The 16961-nt window shown below is 61.5% G+C and carries 16 protein-coding genes and 1 pseudogene; 9 read left to right on the top strand and 8 right to left on the bottom strand.

Annotated features, from left to right (window positions below; translation table 11 throughout):
- Positions 1-10: 10 nt before the first annotated feature.
- Positions 11-1027 carry a TauD/TfdA dioxygenase family protein gene (locus ROE7235_RS02875; protein ID WP_121093166.1) on the bottom strand — a complete coding sequence of 339 codons (1017 nt, stop codon included), beginning with the start codon at positions 1025-1027 and terminating at the stop codon, positions 11-13.
- 187 nt (positions 1028-1214) lie between these two features.
- The gene (locus ROE7235_RS02870; protein WP_121093165.1) at positions 1215-1748 is read right to left on the bottom strand and encodes a gamma-glutamylcyclotransferase; all 534 of its coding nucleotides are present in this window, start codon (positions 1746-1748) and stop codon (positions 1215-1217) included.
- Positions 1749-1813: 65 nt separating this feature from the next.
- Between ROE7235_RS02870 and ROE7235_RS02865 the strand changes: the two genes are divergently transcribed.
- On the top strand, positions 1814-2704 hold the full coding sequence (locus ROE7235_RS02865; RefSeq protein WP_121093164.1) for a DUF2125 domain-containing protein: 891 nt from the start codon (positions 1814-1816) through the stop codon (positions 2702-2704).
- Here ROE7235_RS02865 and ROE7235_RS02860 read toward each other — a convergent pair.
- Positions 2654-3052: a VanZ family protein gene (locus tag ROE7235_RS02860; protein WP_121093163.1), complete on the bottom strand. Its 399-nt coding sequence runs from the start codon at positions 3050-3052 to the stop codon at positions 2654-2656. The genes ROE7235_RS02865 and ROE7235_RS02860 overlap by 51 nt on opposite strands.
- 30 nt (positions 3053-3082) lie before the next feature.
- The gene (locus ROE7235_RS02855) at positions 3083-3952 is read right to left on the bottom strand and encodes an RNA polymerase factor sigma-32 (protein ID WP_121093162.1); all 870 of its coding nucleotides are present in this window, start codon (positions 3950-3952) and stop codon (positions 3083-3085) included.
- A 99-nt stretch (positions 3953-4051) separates the two neighbouring features.
- Between ROE7235_RS02855 and ROE7235_RS02850 the strand changes: the two genes are divergently transcribed.
- The gene (locus tag ROE7235_RS02850; RefSeq protein ID WP_121093161.1) at positions 4052-4621 is read left to right on the top strand and encodes a MarR family winged helix-turn-helix transcriptional regulator; all 570 of its coding nucleotides are present in this window, start codon (positions 4052-4054) and stop codon (positions 4619-4621) included.
- On the opposite strand, the gene ROE7235_RS02845 is transcribed toward ROE7235_RS02850, so the two are convergent.
- The gene (locus ROE7235_RS02845; protein WP_121093160.1) at positions 4618-7776 is read right to left on the bottom strand and encodes a valine--tRNA ligase; all 3159 of its coding nucleotides are present in this window, start codon (positions 7774-7776) and stop codon (positions 4618-4620) included. The genes ROE7235_RS02850 and ROE7235_RS02845 overlap by 4 nt on opposite strands.
- A 102-nt stretch (positions 7777-7878) precedes the next feature.
- Here ROE7235_RS02845 and ROE7235_RS02840 point away from each other — a divergent pair, with 102 nt between their 5' ends.
- Positions 7879-8598, top strand: coding sequence for a DUF3592 domain-containing protein (locus ROE7235_RS02840; protein ID WP_147434159.1), 720 nt, complete (start codon positions 7879-7881; stop codon positions 8596-8598).
- Here the strand turns inward: ROE7235_RS02840 and ROE7235_RS02835 are convergent.
- Positions 8595-9830 carry a lytic murein transglycosylase gene (locus ROE7235_RS02835; protein WP_121093158.1) on the bottom strand — a complete coding sequence of 412 codons (1236 nt, stop codon included), beginning with the start codon at positions 9828-9830 and terminating at the stop codon, positions 8595-8597. The genes ROE7235_RS02840 and ROE7235_RS02835 overlap by 4 nt on opposite strands.
- Positions 9831-9947: 117 nt before the next feature.
- On the opposite strand from ROE7235_RS02835, the gene ROE7235_RS02830 reads away from it, so the two are divergent.
- Complete coding sequence (locus ROE7235_RS02830) at positions 9948-11156, top strand: lytic murein transglycosylase (protein WP_121093157.1); 1209 nt, start codon at positions 9948-9950, stop codon at positions 11154-11156.
- Here ROE7235_RS02830 and dusA read toward each other — a convergent pair.
- Positions 11153-12145, bottom strand: coding sequence for a tRNA dihydrouridine(20/20a) synthase DusA (dusA, locus tag ROE7235_RS02825; RefSeq protein ID WP_121093263.1), 993 nt, complete (start codon positions 12143-12145; stop codon positions 11153-11155). The genes ROE7235_RS02830 and dusA overlap by 4 nt on opposite strands.
- A gap of 264 nt (positions 12146-12409) precedes the next feature.
- On the opposite strand from dusA, the gene ROE7235_RS02820 reads away from it, so the two are divergent.
- The 4 genes and pseudogenes from ROE7235_RS02820 to ROE7235_RS02805 all read left to right on the top strand — a co-directional run bounded on the left by ROE7235_RS02820 (position 12410) and on the right by ROE7235_RS02805 (position 15541).
- On the top strand, positions 12410-13720 hold the full coding sequence (locus tag ROE7235_RS02820; RefSeq protein ID WP_121093262.1) for a site-specific integrase: 1311 nt from the start codon (positions 12410-12412) through the stop codon (positions 13718-13720).
- Positions 13721-13866: 146 nt separating this feature from the next.
- The gene (locus ROE7235_RS02815; protein ID WP_121093156.1) at positions 13867-14130 is read left to right on the top strand and encodes a pyocin activator PrtN family protein; all 264 of its coding nucleotides are present in this window, start codon (positions 13867-13869) and stop codon (positions 14128-14130) included.
- A gap of 122 nt (positions 14131-14252) precedes the next feature.
- A pseudogene (locus ROE7235_RS02810) lies at positions 14253-14489 on the top strand (transposase); the annotation flags it as partial.
- A gap of 215 nt (positions 14490-14704) precedes the next feature.
- Entirely contained in the window at positions 14705-15541 is an 837-nt protein-coding gene (locus ROE7235_RS02805; protein WP_121093155.1) for a helix-turn-helix transcriptional regulator, read from the top strand.
- Positions 15542-16060: 519 nt separating this feature from the next.
- On the opposite strand, the gene ROE7235_RS02800 is transcribed toward ROE7235_RS02805, so the two are convergent.
- Positions 16061-16480 (bottom strand): hypothetical protein, encoded by a 420-nt coding sequence (locus ROE7235_RS02800; protein WP_121093154.1) that lies wholly within the window; start codon positions 16478-16480, stop codon positions 16061-16063.
- A gap of 69 nt (positions 16481-16549) precedes the next feature.
- Between ROE7235_RS02800 and ROE7235_RS02795 the strand changes: the two genes are divergently transcribed.
- Positions 16550-16828: a transposase gene (locus ROE7235_RS02795; protein ID WP_183073294.1), complete on the top strand. Its 279-nt coding sequence runs from the start codon at positions 16550-16552 to the stop codon at positions 16826-16828.
- The last annotated feature ends 133 nt before the right edge of the window (positions 16829-16961 follow it).

The raw sequence follows: 16961 nt of genomic DNA, 5'->3' as shown, positions 1-16961 counted from the left end.
GCAGGGCGGATCAGTTTCGCATCGGGATGCCTTCTTCCCAGCGAAAGCCCACACCGCCGCCTTGCCAGACGCCCTCTCCGATCGGGTTGGGGCCGTCGATATTCACATGCAGCGGCAATCCGAAATCGGGCGCAAGATCCTGCACTCCTTTTACGGTGGTGCGGTGCATGATCCGCAAGCCTTGCTGTTCAGCCGGCATATGCGCTTCAGGCGCCGCGCGATGCGCGACCGCTAGATTGTCGATAAAGACGCAATCATTCGCGTGATATTCATAAGCCTTGGCATACCCATCCGTCAGCCCGGCATTCAGGATGGCGTTGTATTCCCGGCAAAGCTCGCGCATTTCCTCCGCACCCAGCAGACTGAATCCGTCTTGGTCGGGAAGTTTCTCGATAACGGCACCGGTCATGCCCAGATGCAGCCAGATACAGCTTTGTCCAGTCACGGGGTGCTGGTGCACCAACGGATGCACCACGCCGGATGCAGAATTCACAGATGACAGGCGGCGCCAACGTTCGCGGCGATCCTCGGAAAGCGCCTCGAACGCCAGCCCTTGATGCGCGAAATGCGTGCCACCGCCCTTTTCGGCGGGTCGGATGATCTGGTAGCCGGAATGCGAGAACGTGGCAGGCAGGAAACTGCCGTCATTGTGCCATTGCGGCCCGACATCGGGAATGCCATGCGCCCTGTCATTGGACAGCCTGAAAATATGCGGATTGCCGCCCGGTGTCTGCGGGTGGACGCCGTGGGTGCTGTGCAGTTCCCGGCCACCCCACAGGCAGCTTGCGCGCAGGAAATCTTCGGCATCAAGCGGCTTGTCGTGTTTGAACACAACAAAGCCGCGCAGCGCCATTTCGTGTTCAAGCACCTCGCGCAGGTCTTCGGGAAAGGTGTCCGCCGACGAAAAGTCTACCCCGGTAACCTGCGCACCGATCGGATCAAGCGCGCTGATTTCGGCACCAAACCTTTCCAGTATCGCGGCGTGGGTGGGGTCTACGGGCGGAAGTTTTGCTGACTCTGTGCTCATTGCGGTCCTCCTTCACTTTCCCGACAGATAAGAAGGCATCGCGGTGTTCGAAAGTGGGGGGACGCAAATCGACCCGGCGGGCGGCGCTACGGGAGCGCGTGCGAGCGCGGTCAATTCTTTTGTGCCGCAGGGCGAATCTGCCCAACCCACCATTCGCCAAGCCGCCCAAAGGCGGGCTTTGGCAGTGCTAGGCGCAAAGCTCTTCCACCCGTGCGGATAGCCAGTCCAGATCGGGGTCGCGCAGGCCCAGATCGGCCAGATGGCGCGCGGTGTTTACAAGGTAGTCGCGGTTGGGGCCGCGCCCGCCCTTAGCTTGCGCGATGATCTGCGCCTGTTCTTCCAGTGGCAGCCCGCCGCAATACTGACCATGCGCGCGGTCAATGACATAGGTTACCGCCTGCACGACCGGCCCATCCTGCAACACCACCGGCACCGTGCGTTCCAGATAAGCGGCGGAAATCAGTTCACGCGCGCGCAAGTATTCCAGCGTTTCCTCTCCGATGCGGCCATCCACTTCGAAGGCCAGCCCCTCGCACCCGCCCGTCCCCGCGTCCAGCGCCAGCACAAGTCCGGGGTGCGCGGGTGTGCCCCGATGATGGATGGAGCGCATGCAGAAGGACCGCTCATACCCTTCCAGCCGCGCGATGCGGGTCTGGCCATGGGCAAAACCGGGGTTCCAGATCAGCGATCCGTATCCGAAAATCCAAATCTTGTCGGGCATGAGGCTGGCTCCTGTCTAGGGTCGCGGTGTAGACAGGAATCGCGGCAAGGTCAAAAGGATGCACAATGCGCTTCGTTCTGGGATTGATCATCATCGGTGCGATGTTCTGCGCCTATTGGGGCGGCGCGTCCTATGTGCTGCGCCACGAACATGGGCGCTTGGCGGCCAAAGATGTGCAGGTGTCCGACGTGGCGGTGACGGGGTTCCCGCTAAGGTTTGATCTGACGGCGGCGCGCCCGGCGCTGCCTGCGCTTGGCTGGTCAGCCGCTTGGCTGCGCGCAACGCTGCCCAGCTATTGGCCGTTTCGGGCCGAGGGCGTTTTGTCCGGCACCCAGACGCTGATGCAGCGGGGGACCGAATGGCAGGTCAGCGGGGGCGACATGCCTTTCTCGCTAAACAGCGATCCGGCCTTGCGTCTGAATGCGGCACAGCTCCGGGGGGATGCGCTGCGTTTGACCGGACCCGGCGCAACACTCGCGGTGGACCAGTTCGAAATGACGCTCTCACCCGCTGACATACCATCGCGCCGGAACCTGACCCTGTCGCTGCAAGACGTGACCTCAAGCGCCCTGCCCCAGCCCTTGCGCCGCGCCACGCTGGACGCGATGCTCGAGTTTGACCACGCCCCGGATTTGCGCGGCACAGCCCAGCTTGCCACGATCACATTGCAAGACAGTTTTCTGGAGTGGGACGGCGCGCGCATTGGTCTGGACGGCACCGCGACCCTGCGCGACGACAGGCGGCTGGACGGCCAGATCACCCTGACCGTGACGGGATGGCGCACGATGCTGGCACAGATGCAAGCAACAGGGCTGATCCCGCCCGATCAGGCCCCTATGGTACAAATGATGGCAGCCAGTATGAGCAACGGCGATGACCTGATCTTGCCACTGGCGATGGATGCCTCAGTGCTCAGCCTTGGCCCGCTGGTTCTGTTCGACCTTGGCCGCTTTTGAGCGAAAACGCCAGCGCGCGACCCCCAGCGCCAAAGCTGCACCAGTCGCGTTTGCCGCCAGATCCATCGGGTCCGCGCCCCGTCCGAACCACGGCTGCATAATTTCTGTCACGCCGCTATAGCCAACGACCAAAGCCCACAGCGCCCAGTGCAACCGCGGCACGGCGACAAGCATGGCCGGAAGCGCCACGGCGAAAAACAAACCCGCATGGATTGCCTTGTCGACATGGGGCACCGGCCAGGGTTTGCCCCCCGAAACCGGCATCAGCAGCAACGCGGTCACAAGCCCCGCCAACAGCACAGATGCCGCAAACCCAACCCATTTATTTCGGCTATGGCTGAAATTCATAGGCGGCAGTTACGCCATACGGCACGCGCGTCAAGCAAAAAGCCCTGTTGGCGTGCTGTCGGCCCGGACCTGCCGTGTCACACGTTCCAAGGCGCGCTCTTCCAATTGGCGGACGCGTTCCTTGGATATGCCCATGTCCGCACCGATTTCGGCCAACGTGCGTGGGCTATCGCTCAGGTGTCGTTCGAGCACGATGCGCTGTTCGCGCGCAGGCAAACGCTCGACCGCGCCGTAAAGCAGCTTGCGGCGACGGCGGCCTTCCAGATCGTCCAGCACACGGTCCTCGGTGGGTGCGGTGTCATCGACAATGGTGTCCATCCAGTCGCGCCCGTCATCCTCGCCCGATTGGGGCGTGTTCAGCGACAGGTCATGGCCCGACATCCGCCCCAGCATGATCTGCACCTGTTCCTCTGGCACATCAAGCGCGCGCGCCACCGTGGCAGACACCTCTTCGCGCCGCACTTCGCCATCATCCATCTTGGCGAGCGTTTTGCGCAGGTGGAAAAACAGTTTTTTCTGTGCAGCATTCGTGGCGGTGCGCACCACCGACCAGTTGCGCATGACATATTCCTGCATCGACGCCCTGATCCACCATGCTGCATAGGTCGAAAACCGCGCGCCGTTTTCGGGGTCGTATTTCTCTGCCGCGCGCATCAGCCCAAGATTACCCTGCTGGATCAGGTCATCCAGCGGAAAGCCATAGCGCCGGAACCGCCCAGCCACCGACACCGCAAGCCGCGTATACGCGGTGATCAGGCGGTGCAGCGCAGCCTCGTCGCGATTGTCCCGCCACGCGATTGCCAAAGCGTGTTCCGTATCTGCGTCAAGCATATCTTCTGCCATGGCAGTGCGGATATAGCGGCTGGTATGCGGGTCACGGGCAGATTTTGCGGCGGTCATGGCGGCAGCTCCATGTAGTAGCGTTTCGATATTATAGCGTATCGCTATCAGTTACGGGCGGATCTTGTCAACGCCCTGCCTGCGGATTACCTCCTTGCCATGACACACACGCCCCCCGACGATCTGGCTGATCTGCTGGTGCATCTGGCCCGCCTCGCCCAAAGCGCGGCCAACAGCCCATTAACGGCCGCGCAATGGACCGCGCTGCGCTATTTCGCGCGTGCCAATCCGTTCTCGCGCACGCCCTCTGCGTTTTCCGAATTCCACGCCACCACGCGCGGGACCGCGTCGCAAACCGTCAAGGCGCTGGTCGGCATGGGGCTGCTGGCACGCAAAACCCATGGCAGCGACGGGCGCAGCGCGCTGATAGAGGTGACGGATGCTGGCCAATCCATGCTGGCCAGTGACCCGTTGGGTGGGTTGCGCAAGGTGCTGGCGGGCCTGCCGCCAGACCAACAAGACAGCCTTGCAAAGGCCGTGCGCCATGCCGTGACAGAGATCGCGGGGCAGCGCGGCGTACCGACATTCGGGACCTGTTCGGATTGCGACCATTGCGAACCTGGCGGCGCGCAGGCCTATTGCCACTGCACGCAAACCTTGCTGGCTGCGCCCGACATGGCCGCTTTCTGTGTCGACTTCCGCCCGGCAAGCCGGGCGGCCAAACCCTAGCCCAATTCGCGCAGACGGCTGACAGCCTCGGACAGCCGCGCGATTTCATCCGCCAGCAGCGCCGCATTCTCGCGGGCCTCGGTCACGACCTCTTCGGGCGCAGAGGCCACGAATTTCGGGTTCTTCAACCGTCCCTCGATCCCTCCGCGCTCTTTCTCGGCCTTGGCGAGCGACTTTTCAAGCCGTGCACGCTCTGCCGCAATGTCGATCACGCCGTCCAGCGGCAGGCCGAAACTACCGCCTTCCACCGCAACTGTGATCGAGCCTTTGGGCAGGTCCGCGACCTCTTCCAGCGAGGCGATGCGCGCCAGTTTCATCACCAGCGCCATGTTGCGCGACAGCGCCGCGCGGCCCGCGTCGTCCAGATCAAGCTGCACCATGTTCAGCTTCAGCCCGACCGGCACCCGCAACTGCGCCCGCGCAGAGCGTATCGCGTCAATCAGCGAGATCACCCATGTCATCTCGCGCAGCGCCGCATCATCGACAAGGTCCGCGCCGTATTCCGGCCAGTCGGCATGGGCGCACAGCTTCTGGCGCGCGCCGGTCAGGCCCCAAAGCTCTTCGGTGATAAACGGCATCATCGGATGCAGCAGGATCATGCATTGGTCAAGAACCCAAGCCATGGTCGCGCGCGTCTCGGCGGCGTCCTCGCCATCGAAGAGCGGTTTGGCGAATTCGACATACCAGTCGCAGACCTTGCCCCAGACAAAGCCGTATAGTGCGCTGGCGGCATCGTTGAAGCGGTAGTCGTCCAGCGCGGCATCCACCGTTTCACGGACCTTCGCGGTCTCGGATATGATCCAGCGGTTGACGGTCGCCTGCGCCTGCGGGGCGGCGGCTTGGGTGCTATGCCCCTCCCAAACCCCGTTCATCTCGGCAAAGCGGCAGGCGTTCCACAGCTTGGTGGTAAAGTTGCGGTAGCCCGCAATGCGCTGCGTATCCAGCTTCAGCACGCCACCAAGGCTGGCCATGGCGGCATTGGTGAAGCGCAGGGCATCGGCGCCGTAATCGTCGATAATCTCGAGCGGGTCGACGACATTGCCCAAGGACTTGGACATCTTCTTGCCCTTGGCGTCGCGGACCAGCCCGTGCAGGTAGACATCGCGGAACGGCACCTCGCCCACTACGGCAAGCTGCATCATCATCATGCGCGCGACCCAGAAGAACAGGATGTCTTGGCCGGTGACGAGCACGGATGTGGGGAAAAAACGTTTCAGTTCATCGGTTTGATCGGGCCAACCCAGCGTGCCGATGGGCCAGAGGCCGGAGGAGAACCAAGTGTCGAGGACGTCGGGGTCGCGACCGATCCTAAGCTTCCTTTCTTGCCATGCGAAGGCCCAGTTTTTCGGCTGCGGTCTTGGCGCAGTTTCAGGAACTTTAAGAAAGTTCCATAGATTGGCTGTAGACGCTTCTGACATGTGTGGATGTTTATCCCTGTCAAACTCCTCAATCTCGTCAATCCAGCCGAGACGATCCTTGTAAAAGGCTATTGCATTTAGCTTAACTTCTTCGAAATCTACACCGCAGAAAATCTCGGACTCATCTCGGATGAGTTCGCCCTCATCGGAAACCTTCGGCCCATACCAAACCGGAATCTGGTGCCCCCACCACAACTGGCGGGAAATACACCACGGTTCGATATTCTCCAGCCAATGAAAATAAGTCTTCTCGCCGCTCTCGGGCATGATTTTGACACGCCCGTCGCGCACTGCGTCCAGCGCACGGCCTACAAGACGATCATCTGCTGCATCGACAAACCACTGGTCGGTCAGCATCGGCTCGATCACGGTTTTCGAACGATCCCCAAAGGGTTGCATGATCTTCTTCGCCTCGACCAAAGGCACCAGCGCGTCCCGGACCTGATCCGGGACCTCTTGGTCAGCCCCCGGAGGCCCCGGCTCTGCGGCCGGGGCGGGTTTCGCGGCGGCCGACCCCAAGCGCGGGTCGTCGGGCGTGGTCATCACCGCCAGTCCTTCGGAGGTGATTTCCGCAACAACCGCCTTGCGGGCCTCATACCGGTCCAATCCGCGCAAGTGGTCGGGGACAAGGTTGAGCGCATCCGCCTCTGCCTCTGACACATCCCGCTCTCCGCGCGCCACAGCGCCCGCAATTGCCGCCGCCTCGGCATAGGGCGCGCCGTCGCTGCGCATCTGCGCGCGCGTGTCCATCAACCGGTACATCGGAATGCCCGCGCGCTTGGCGACGCCATAGTCATTGGCGTCATGCGCCCCCGTGATCTTGACCGCACCAGAGCCAAACTCGGGGTCCGGATACTCATCGGTGATGATCGGGATCAGGCGGCGGTGCTCTTTCGGCCCAACCGGAATTTCACAGAGTTTCCCGACAATTGGCGCATAGCGTTCATCCGACGGATGAACCGCCACCGCGCCGTCACCCAGCATGGTTTCGGGCCGAGTGGTGGCGATGGAGATATAATCGCGGTCTTCGTCAACCACGACCGTGCCATCCTCGTCCTTCTCGACATAGCGATACGTGACCCCGCCCGCGAGCGGGTATTTGAAGTGCCACATATGACCATCAGTCTCGATATTCTCGACTTCCAGATCGGAAATCGCGGTCTCGAAATGCGGGTCCCAGTTGACCAGCCGCTTGCCCCGATAGATCAGGCCCTTGTTGTACATTTCCACGAACACCTTGATGACGGCATCGTGGAAATTGCCGTCTTCACCAGCCGGAGCACCCGGAGCGCCCGACATGGTAAAGGCATTGCGCGACCAGTCGCAGCTTGCGCCAAGCCGTTGCAACTGGTTGATGATGGTGCCGCCCGACTGCGCTTTCCACTCCCAGACCTTGGCCAGAAACGCCTCGCGGGTGAAATCGGTGCGCTTTTTGCCCTCGGCGGCCAGACCGCGTTCCACGACCATTTGCGTGGCGATGCCCGCGTGGTCCTGCCCCGGCTGCCAGAGCGTGTCGAACCCGCGCATCCGGTGCCAGCGCACCAGAATATCCTGCAACGTGTTGTTGAACGCGTGCCCCATATGCAGGCTGCCGGTCACATTGGGCGGCGGGATCATCACGCAAAAGCTGTCGTCGCGGCGCTTGTTCGCACCCGCTTTGAACGCGCCTTCGCGGTCCCAAAGTGCTGCGATGCGTTGCTCTGCCGATGCCGCGTCGAATGTTTTGTCCATGCCCATGGGTGCGCCCTTGCCTGTCGGTTCGGCCCTGTGTTTAGCGCCCGATGCCGCCAAGGAAAAGCCCCGCTTGGCTTTTGCGCGCGTATGGGCAAGATATGCGTCATGATGGATCGCAAACCCCTTTCCTACCCGCGCCTGTTCTGGCGGCTTGGCCTTGTTTGGCTGGCGGTGCCGCTGGTGTTGGGGCTGGCGTTCACGGTGGTCGCCTGGGTGTCATGGACCGATTACCGGGCATTGCAGCGCGACGGCGTGGTCGGCGAAACCGAGGTGATCGCGCGCGAGATCGTGCGGCGGCGCGATTCCGACGGGGATCAGACGCTCACCTACTACCTAACCCACAGCTTTCGTCCCGAGGGCTATAGCGATGTCATCACCACGCGCCAGTCAGTTGGGCGCGGGGTGTATCTTGCCACGCAAGAGGGCGATTATCTGCCCGTCACCTATATCTGGAACCAGCCGGAGCGGAACACGCTCGACCCCAAGCACGACATGTTGGGTGTGGTGTTTTTCGGGCTGGCGGGCGGCGTTTTGGATCTGGTCGCGCTGGGGGGGCTGGTTTGGGGCTGGGGGCGCGTCGGCTCTGCCCGGCGCGCGCTTTTGCATGGCGAGGTGCGCGAGGCACGCGTCACGCAAATCCGCAAACTGCCGCTGCGGGTGAACGGGCGCGCGCGCTACCGCGTGGCATGGCAGGATGCGACAGGCTTGGCGGGCAAATCCCTGATTTCGCGCCCCGATCTGGCGCTGGCCCACACGGTGGGCGACGTGATCGTGATCTATGTGGACCCGCGCGGCGGGCGCGGCTGGTGGCAAAAGCAGATTTAGGCGCCGCGCCGCAACCCTTCCAGCAGCGCCCGCGAGGGCTGGCCCGTGACCGGCATTCCCCGCGCGCGCTGGTAGGCCCGAATCGCGGCTTCGGAATTGGGACCGATCACGCCATCCGCGCCTTGGGTGTCGAACCCCGCGCGGGTCAGCAGGCGTTGCAATTCCTGCCGGTCGCCCAAGCGCAACCCGTTTGCATCCGGCTGAAAATCACCCTGAATTGGCCCACCCCCGCGCAAGCGGTCGGACAGATGGCCAATCCCGATGCCATAAAGCTCGGAATTGTTATAGCGCAGGATCACGCTGAAATTGCGGTAGACCAGAAAAGCCGGCCCACGTGGCCCGTCGGGCAGGATAAGCGATGCAGGCGCATTGGCCAAAGTGCCGCTGACCGCGCGCACGCCAAGTGCGGCCCAATCGCCGCGGGTGGCGCCACGCCCGGCCAGCCCGGTGTTGAACCCGTCCGGCAGGCGCACCTCTTGCCCCCAAGGCTGTCCCGTCTGCCAACCCATGCGCGACAGGTAGTTGGCGGCGGATGCCAGCGCATCGGTCGGATCATCGGCCCAGATGTCGCGCCGCCCGTCGCCGGTGAAATCCACCGCATAGGCCTGATATGTGGTCGGGATGAACTGGGTGTGCCCCATTGCCCCCGCCCATGACCCGCGCAAATTGGCATAAGTCGTGTCACCGCGTTCCAGAATGCGCAGCGCGGCGGTGAGCTGGCTTTCGAAGAACTCACCGCGCCGCCCGTCAAAGGCCAGTGTGGCCAGTGCAGAAACCGCCGGAATATCACCCTTTTCAGTGCCATAGCGCGATTCCAACCCCCAGATGGCGGTCAACACTTCGGCGGGTACGCCGTAACGTCCCTCGATGGCGCGCAAGGTAGCGCTGTGGCGCGCCAAAGCCGCGCGCCCGCCCGCGATCCGTTCGGGCGATGCGGCTATGGCCAGATAATCCTCCAGCGTGCGGGTGAATTCCGTCTGGCGGCGGTCACGCGCAATGACATCGGGCAGAAACCCCGCGCCTGCCAAAGCGCGGTCCACCACTTGCGGCGCAATTCCGGCACTGCGTGCGCGGCCTGCATAAGCGTTCAGCCACGCGTCAAAAGCGGCATTGGGCTGCGGGCGCATAGGGCTGGTGGCGCGCGGCGTGGTGGCCCGAATACCACCGCCCATGCAGGCGGAAAGCGACAGGCTGGCGGCACCGGCAACAAAGACACGGCGGGAAACGATCATTGGGCTGCTCTATGTTTATGTTTTGAAACAATGTAGCGGAAAACCGCAGGAGTGTTAAGCGATCCTTGGTTAATCGGCGGTATATCGCTATCGTTCTGCCATCTGAACGGAGGTTTTATGCGCGCCCTGCTCCCTGTCCTTGTTCTGGCCTTGTTGCCAGCTTGCGTCGCCGCCAATGTCGAGCGGTCGGCGCGCCCGCAAGCGCGGCCAGACGCGCCCGTCAGCGGCGATTTCGGCACTTGGCGCGCCGGGTTGGAGGCGCGCGCGCAAGCCGCAGGGATCACGCCTGCCACGCTGGCCACAGCCCGCCCCTATCTGCGCCACCTGCCCCAGACAGTCGCGCTGGACCGCCGCCAAAGCGAGTTTGGCGCGCGGGTCTGGGACTATATGGACGGTGCCGTGACCGCCCGGCGGATCAGCGCGGGGCGCGCGGCGATGGCCCGACATGCGGCCACGCTGGCCCGGATAGAGCAGCGCTACGGCGTGCCCCCCGAAATTGTCACCGCCATATGGGGTATCGAAACCTCTTATGGTGCGAACCGCGGCGGCACACCGATTCTGGCCTCGCTGGCCACGCTGGCCAAGGACGGGCGCCGCGCAGATTTCTTCGAGGAGGAGTTGATTGCGGCCTTGCGTATGGTGCAGATGGGCAAGGTCACGCCTGCGCGGTTTATCGGGTCTTGGGCCGGGGCGTTCGGGCATACGCAATTCATGCCATCAAGCTACCTGACCTATGCGGTTGCGGCCAATGGCACTGGCCCCGCCGATGTCTGGGCCGATGACCCGGCCGATGCGCTTGCCTCGGCTGCCAATTACCTTGCCAAACGCGGCTGGACCCGTGGCCAGCCTTGGGCGGTGGAAGTGAAACTGCCTCAAGGGTTTGACCTTGGGCTGACCGGCCAGCGCCGCACCGACTGGGCCGTGCAGGGGCTTGCGCCGGTGCAAGACCGCCTGCCCCAAGCACCTGCGCGGCTTGTCCTGCCCGGCGGCGCAGACGGTCCCGCCTTTCTGGCCTATGGCAATTACGACGTGCTGAAAGAATACAACATTTCCGACGCCTATGTACTGGCCTTGGGGCACCTGTCCGACAGGCTGGCGGGCGGCGGCGCGCTTCAAGGCCAATGGCCGCGCGGGGACCGTGCCCTGTCGCTGGCCGAACGCACCGAAGTTCAGCGCATATTGAACGCGCAAGGCTATGATACGGCTGGAATAGACGGTCGGCACGGCCCTGCCACCGTCGCCGCCGTGCAAGCGTGGCAGCGCGCCAATGGTCTGCCGCCCGATGGGTATATCAACGCGGCTTTGCTGGCGCGGCTGCGCCGCTAGACGGTTTGCGCAACGGCTTCGAGCGCGGTTTCCAACAGCTCCGGCCCCGCGCCGGGCTTGTGCGCGTTCTCCGACAGAACCCGCCGCCACTGCCGAGCGCCCGGCTGGCCCGCGAACAGCCCCAGCATATGCCGCGTCACCTGTGCCAGACGTGTGCCCTGCCCCATCTGCCGCTCGATATAAGGCAGCATCCGGGCCACAGCGTCGGCACGGGTCTGCACCGGATCGGGTTGCCCGAAAATGCGGCTATCGGCGCGGGCCAGAATGTCCCATGGCCGGTGATAGGCGGCACGACCCACCATCACGCCGTCCAGTCCCGCATCCAGAAAACCGGACGCGGCGTCCAGATCTTCGACCCCGCCATTGACGGCAATGTGCATGTCGGGAAACGTCGCCTTCATATGCGTGACCAGCGCGTAATCCAGTGGCGGAATATCGCGGTTTTCCTTGGGGCTCAGGCCCTGCAACCACGCTTTGCGCGCATGGATCGTGACACGGGTCACACCGGCCGCGCGTATTGCGTCCAGAAAGCGCGGCAATACCTCTTCCGGCGTCTGGTCATCCACCCCGATGCGGCATTTGACCGTCACTTCGGCCGGACCGGCGGCGATCATGGCGGCGCAGATTTCCGCCACAAGCGCGGGGTTTTCCATCAGCACCGCGCCGAAACTGCCCGATTGCACGCGGTCGGACGGACAGCCGCAATTCAGGTTGACCTCCGGGTAGCCCGCGTCCCACCCCAACCGCGCTGCCTGCGCCAGCTCGGTGGGATCGCTGCCGCCAAGCTGCAACGCGACCGGATTCTCTGCCACGTCATGCGCAAGCAAATGCAGCGCCCCCCCGCGCACCAGCGCCGGCGCAGTCACCATCTCGGTGTATAAAAGCGTATGGCGGCTGAGCTGACGGTGAAAAAACCGGCAATGCCGGTCAGTCCAGTCCATCATGGGTGCCACGGCAAGCCGTGAAGCGGATTTTGCGTTTAATTTCATATTCTTAAACAACACCTCGACTTGCATCCACCTACTGGCATTTCTTGTGATTCCCGGAGGTTTCCCTCGGTTTCTCTGGGTTTTCCAACATCGCTTGCTACCCAGTAGCAACATCCGCCGCGCCCGTCACGTCCGAACCAGAGCCCCGCCACGGACAAGCTGACCGTCCGAATCTGGCGGCGCATGAACTTACCCTAATCCCGCAGTTTTCGGCCAGATCGGAATGACACCAAATTCTTGATGATCAACAAGAGAGGGACAACTATGTCTCATACGACCCAAGTTAGCTCCGCAACTCTGCTCCAGCAAATCTCCCGTGGCCGCGCGGCGGGCTCTCCATTTTCCTCACATGTAGGAGTGCCCGCCCAAACGCCACCTGTTGAGAGGTCCGGGCAGAGCAACAAGAGTGCATCGCGGAGTTCGAATAAGACCAAGCGGGCTCAAACTTCGAAGAAAGGGCATAGCCTGCCCGCGGCAGAAGACTGCTCGGACGAGCCCTTCATTTCGGCCCGAGATCCGAAGGACGGTCTGCCAAGATACTGCGCGCAAATTCGTCGTAGGACCGAAGAGGGGCCAATCAATGTAAGCAAGACGTTCTCAAGCCTTGAGGACGCCAAGAAGTGGCGAGATGACACGTTGGCCCAGATACAACTGGGTCTGCTCGCTCCCTCGCAAGAGGACGGTGCGAAAACGGGACCCCTTGTTTGCGATCTCATCCAGAAGAGGAAGGACAAGGGGCGAAGCGTCGAATCGAGCGCAACTCAGAATCTCAATTTCCTCATCAATCACGAACGCTGCAAGGTACCTGCGTCAACGATTGACCTAAAATGGTTCCAAGACGTCGCAGAGGACCTGCTCAAGTTGGAGATGTTGCCGCAAACCGCCGCGACCTACATGACAATGCTGGCCTCATCGTTGAAGTGGGCAGCTGAACGCGACGAGGATGTCCCCTACGGTGCCGTCGTTCGCGCCATGAAGGTCTTGTGGCATGACGAAATCTTGGCACGGTCCGAAGCACGTGAACGGCGTCCCTCGCTCGAAGAGCTTGACCGGATCTTTGATGCAGTCCTCGCGAACAAGAGGCAAAAAATACCCGTCATCACCATAAGTGTGTTCGCCATCTTCTCCTGTCGCCGCCTCAGTGAAATTTGCCGTCTTCGCTGGAGCGACCTCAACGTCACTGACCGAAAGATCTTGGTTCGGGAGATGAAGCACCCTCGCAAGAAGAAGGTCAACAATGTTTGGGTGAAACTCACTCCGCAGGCGTTGAAAATTATTTTGTCCATGCCCAGGACATCAGAGTTCATCTTCCCTTACAATCCGCGGTCGGTGGGAACCGCTTTTCGCCGCCACCGGCAGCGTGCCGAGATCGACGATCTCCGTTTTCATGATCTCCGGCACGAAGGTATCAGCCGCCTGTTCGAGAAGGGGAAACGGGACCATTTCGTCATGAAAACCTCCGGGCATCAGTCGCGCGACTGCTTGGATCGCTACGTGAACGTCGAAAAGAAGGGTGACAAATTCAAGAATTGGGTCTGGCTGGACTGGGTTCTGGAATACTGGGCTGCCATTTGATTGCTTGTAATACAACGAAGGTCGGTGCGCCTGGCGCTCCGACAATACCTTCTTGTGACGTCACGTTACCTACCGAAGCCAGAAAAACCTTTCCGCGTCAATCCGGGTGATCCCACTTCCTCCGTAGCAGACATTCGGAGGCAACGATGACAACACTCGAAATGCTCTTGGCTCACTTCGGCGGTGTCCCTGTGATCCCCCTTGAGGCCGCAGCACAATACTGGGGATATGAGGCCGATACACTGGCCAAGAAAGCTGACGCTGGTGACGTCCGGATACCGTATTTTCGACTCGACGAAAGCCAGAAAGCTACGCGGCTCATGATGCTTTCGGATATTGCCGCCATCATTGAAGAGCGCCACCGCGCAGCGTGCAGAACATTTGCAGACAAGCGGGAAAGGAGTAATTGAGGAACAGGTAGATATGCTACGCAATAGCGAGGCCAAACTTCCTCGCATCAGCAGGGCATACGTGGAAATTTGAAAGTCTGCCTCAAAAATTGCGGTCCCTATGGCGGGAAAAGAAGGGCTGCCAAATCGAGCGCCGACAAGGTCTGGCGGGCTTGATGGCCTCTTGCATGGACGACCCACGCGATCCAAGCAAGGTGCAGCACAGCAATCAGGCTATCATTCTCTTCCGGATCATGATGATGGCGGCTGGCTATCAAGACGGCAATGACGCTGCTGACCTGCGCCATGATCCCTGTTTCAAGATCGCCCTGGAGCGCGATCTCGAGACCGGGGCGGCGCTGTGCTCCCAGCCCATGATACTGCCAGTCGTCTATAGAAACATTCTTTCAGTTTCGTCGCGCCCAGGCTGATCTGCATCAAGGCGAGCGGAGAGGGCAGCCAGCAATATCCGGCAATCACGCTGTGGAGTTTGATAATGTCTGGTCCGTTGCAAGTGATCGCGGTGGGTTTCGGTCCCGGCGCCGACGGCGAAGTCCGGGTCTTGGCCGAGGTTGATCGACTGCAAGGTTGAGGAATGTTGCGCCTCATCGACATGCTCTTCCTTGGTAGGGACGAGGACGGCACGATCCAGTGCCTCGTCATCGGCGACAACGAGGACTTCGGCGTTCTCCTGGCGAGCATTATCCCACTTGACGGTGCCAATCACGTGAAAACCGACGAGAGCGATGGCTTCTCGGGCTTCGATGCGGCGGGCGCCTGGGCACTGACCGAGTCCCTTGCGCCAGGTACGGCACTCGCATTCCTGCTCATTGAGCACAGTTGGGCTCAGCCACTGTTCAACGTGATCGCCGAGACCGGTGGCACATTGTTGGGAGACGGATTCCTCACGCCCGAAACCGGGCTGTTGGTCGGCGCTGAGGTCGCTGCGATGGAGCAGGCAGCGACGGAGATTGCTGCAGCACAGGCCGCCGAAGCCCGCGCATTGCTCCTTGCCTTGGCGGCACAGACCCATGCAGCTGAGTCTATCGCAGCCTCCGAAGCAATCGGCGGTGCTGCCGCCGCACGCGCCATACAAGCGCTGATCACTGCAGGGCTTGTGGAGGAAGCAGCCGCCAACGAGGCCGTCGACGCCTTGATCGCGGCCGACCTCATCGCTACCGCTGCCCACGAAGCAGCCGCCGAGGCTGTTGCAGACGGTGCCGCCACCATCAAGGCGGCATCGATTACCATGGCTCAGGCACTGGTCCTGCGCTACCTCCCTACCCCGTTGACCTTCGCGGTCATCGCCGAGAAACTCGGCATCTCACGGGCAGCCGCGAAGCAACGAGCAGAGCGCGCCTACAAGAAGCTCGGGGTCCACAGCCGCGCCGAGGCAGTCACCCGGGCCCGCACGCTCGGTCTCATAGACTGACCGGCACGCCCTCTTGCTGGCGCGACTTCCTGTTCGCCCTGCATGACTAATTTCTGAACAGCGTCCATGCTCTACCAATGGCTTCATGCTTCGGGCCTGCCTGGCTCATCACGCTGTTCGTGCTTTGAAGGATTAGCCCAGGACAATGAGCGCCTGACGTGGTCTGGCAAGCTCGACGGACTGTTTCGCTCACCGATCTTCCAGGAGCAGCTCGATGAAGCCGGTGATCCGATGTTTTGGGCATCGCTTATTTCAGTGCGCATGGGACTTCGGAGCGAAGAAATTCTTCAGCTCTACGTCAGCGACATCCAGATCATCGATGATGTGCCCTGCATCGCACTGCGTCACCGTTCGGGACGTCAAACACTAAGAGCGTCATGCATCCGTCGGATCATCGCAAGACTTGGGCGGAAGGTTGATGCCTCGGGCCCCGGACACAGTGCGCAGCGCTCGTTCATAAAAATGGCACGGACCGCGCGCCGATGTTGCGCCGACCATGCCAATTCTCAGTATTGCCGATCAGAACTGCATGCGGCGGTTGATCAGCCGCTCCGCCGAAATGCGGGACTCCGCAACTTGCAACATCTTACACAGAGCGCGTAGACGCCGAAGCCAGATGGCAATTTCCTCGCCGAGATCACTCATGATACGGTGAGTCACGACAGTTCCGACCGCACCTTCTTCGGGATCGTTATGTCCATCGAAAGTTTGAAAGATATCGATTGGCTCAGCATCGAATTGCTCTTCGAGCATGCGAATGACCGGATCGAGCTGCAGGTATCCGTCCGTTCCGATCGCCTTGCCGTCCGAAAGCAAAGCGAAAGAGCGAAGCATCATACGGCGGTCGGTCGCATTGGCGGCGATATCGGCGGTCCGTAGCCCGTCGGCAACCTCTCTCAGTTCCTGAATTGCGCGTGCGCAGAGTTCCTCGATCGGCATTATTGAAGTGGTCCGGCAAATTTGGACAGCGTGCTAAGATGTATCCAACGCGCACGAATGGATACGAGAATGACAAAGCGACGGAACTTTTCAGACAAGTTTAAAGCTGCTGTGGCGCTTGAGGCGCTGCGCGGTGACAAGACGGTGCAGGAGATCGCGGCCAAGCGGCAATTGCATCCGACGCAGGTGAGCACATGGAAACGGCAAGCGATTGAAGGCATGGCAGGCGTTTTCTCAGACAAGGTCAAGAAGGCTGAGAACAAGGATGGCGAGATCAAAGAGCTTCACGCCAAGATCGGCAAGCTTGCGGTGGAAAACGATTTTTTGTCACAAGGGCTGAAGCGATGAGCCCGTCTGAACGCCGAAAGATGATCCGTAAAGAGAACACTGGCTTGAGCCTTACGCGCCAGTGCAAGCTGCTCAAAATCAGCCGTTCCTCGATCTACTACACGCCGGTCGGCTTTGATCCGGCTACGATTGA

Origin of the sequence: Roseinatronobacter ekhonensis, from assembly GCF_900499075.1 — a bacterium.
Lineage (GTDB): Bacteria > Pseudomonadota > Alphaproteobacteria > Rhodobacterales > Rhodobacteraceae > Roseinatronobacter > Roseinatronobacter ekhonensis.
The sequence above is the reverse complement of the archived record's forward strand: the minus strand, read 5'-3'. Positions and strand labels throughout refer to the sequence as shown.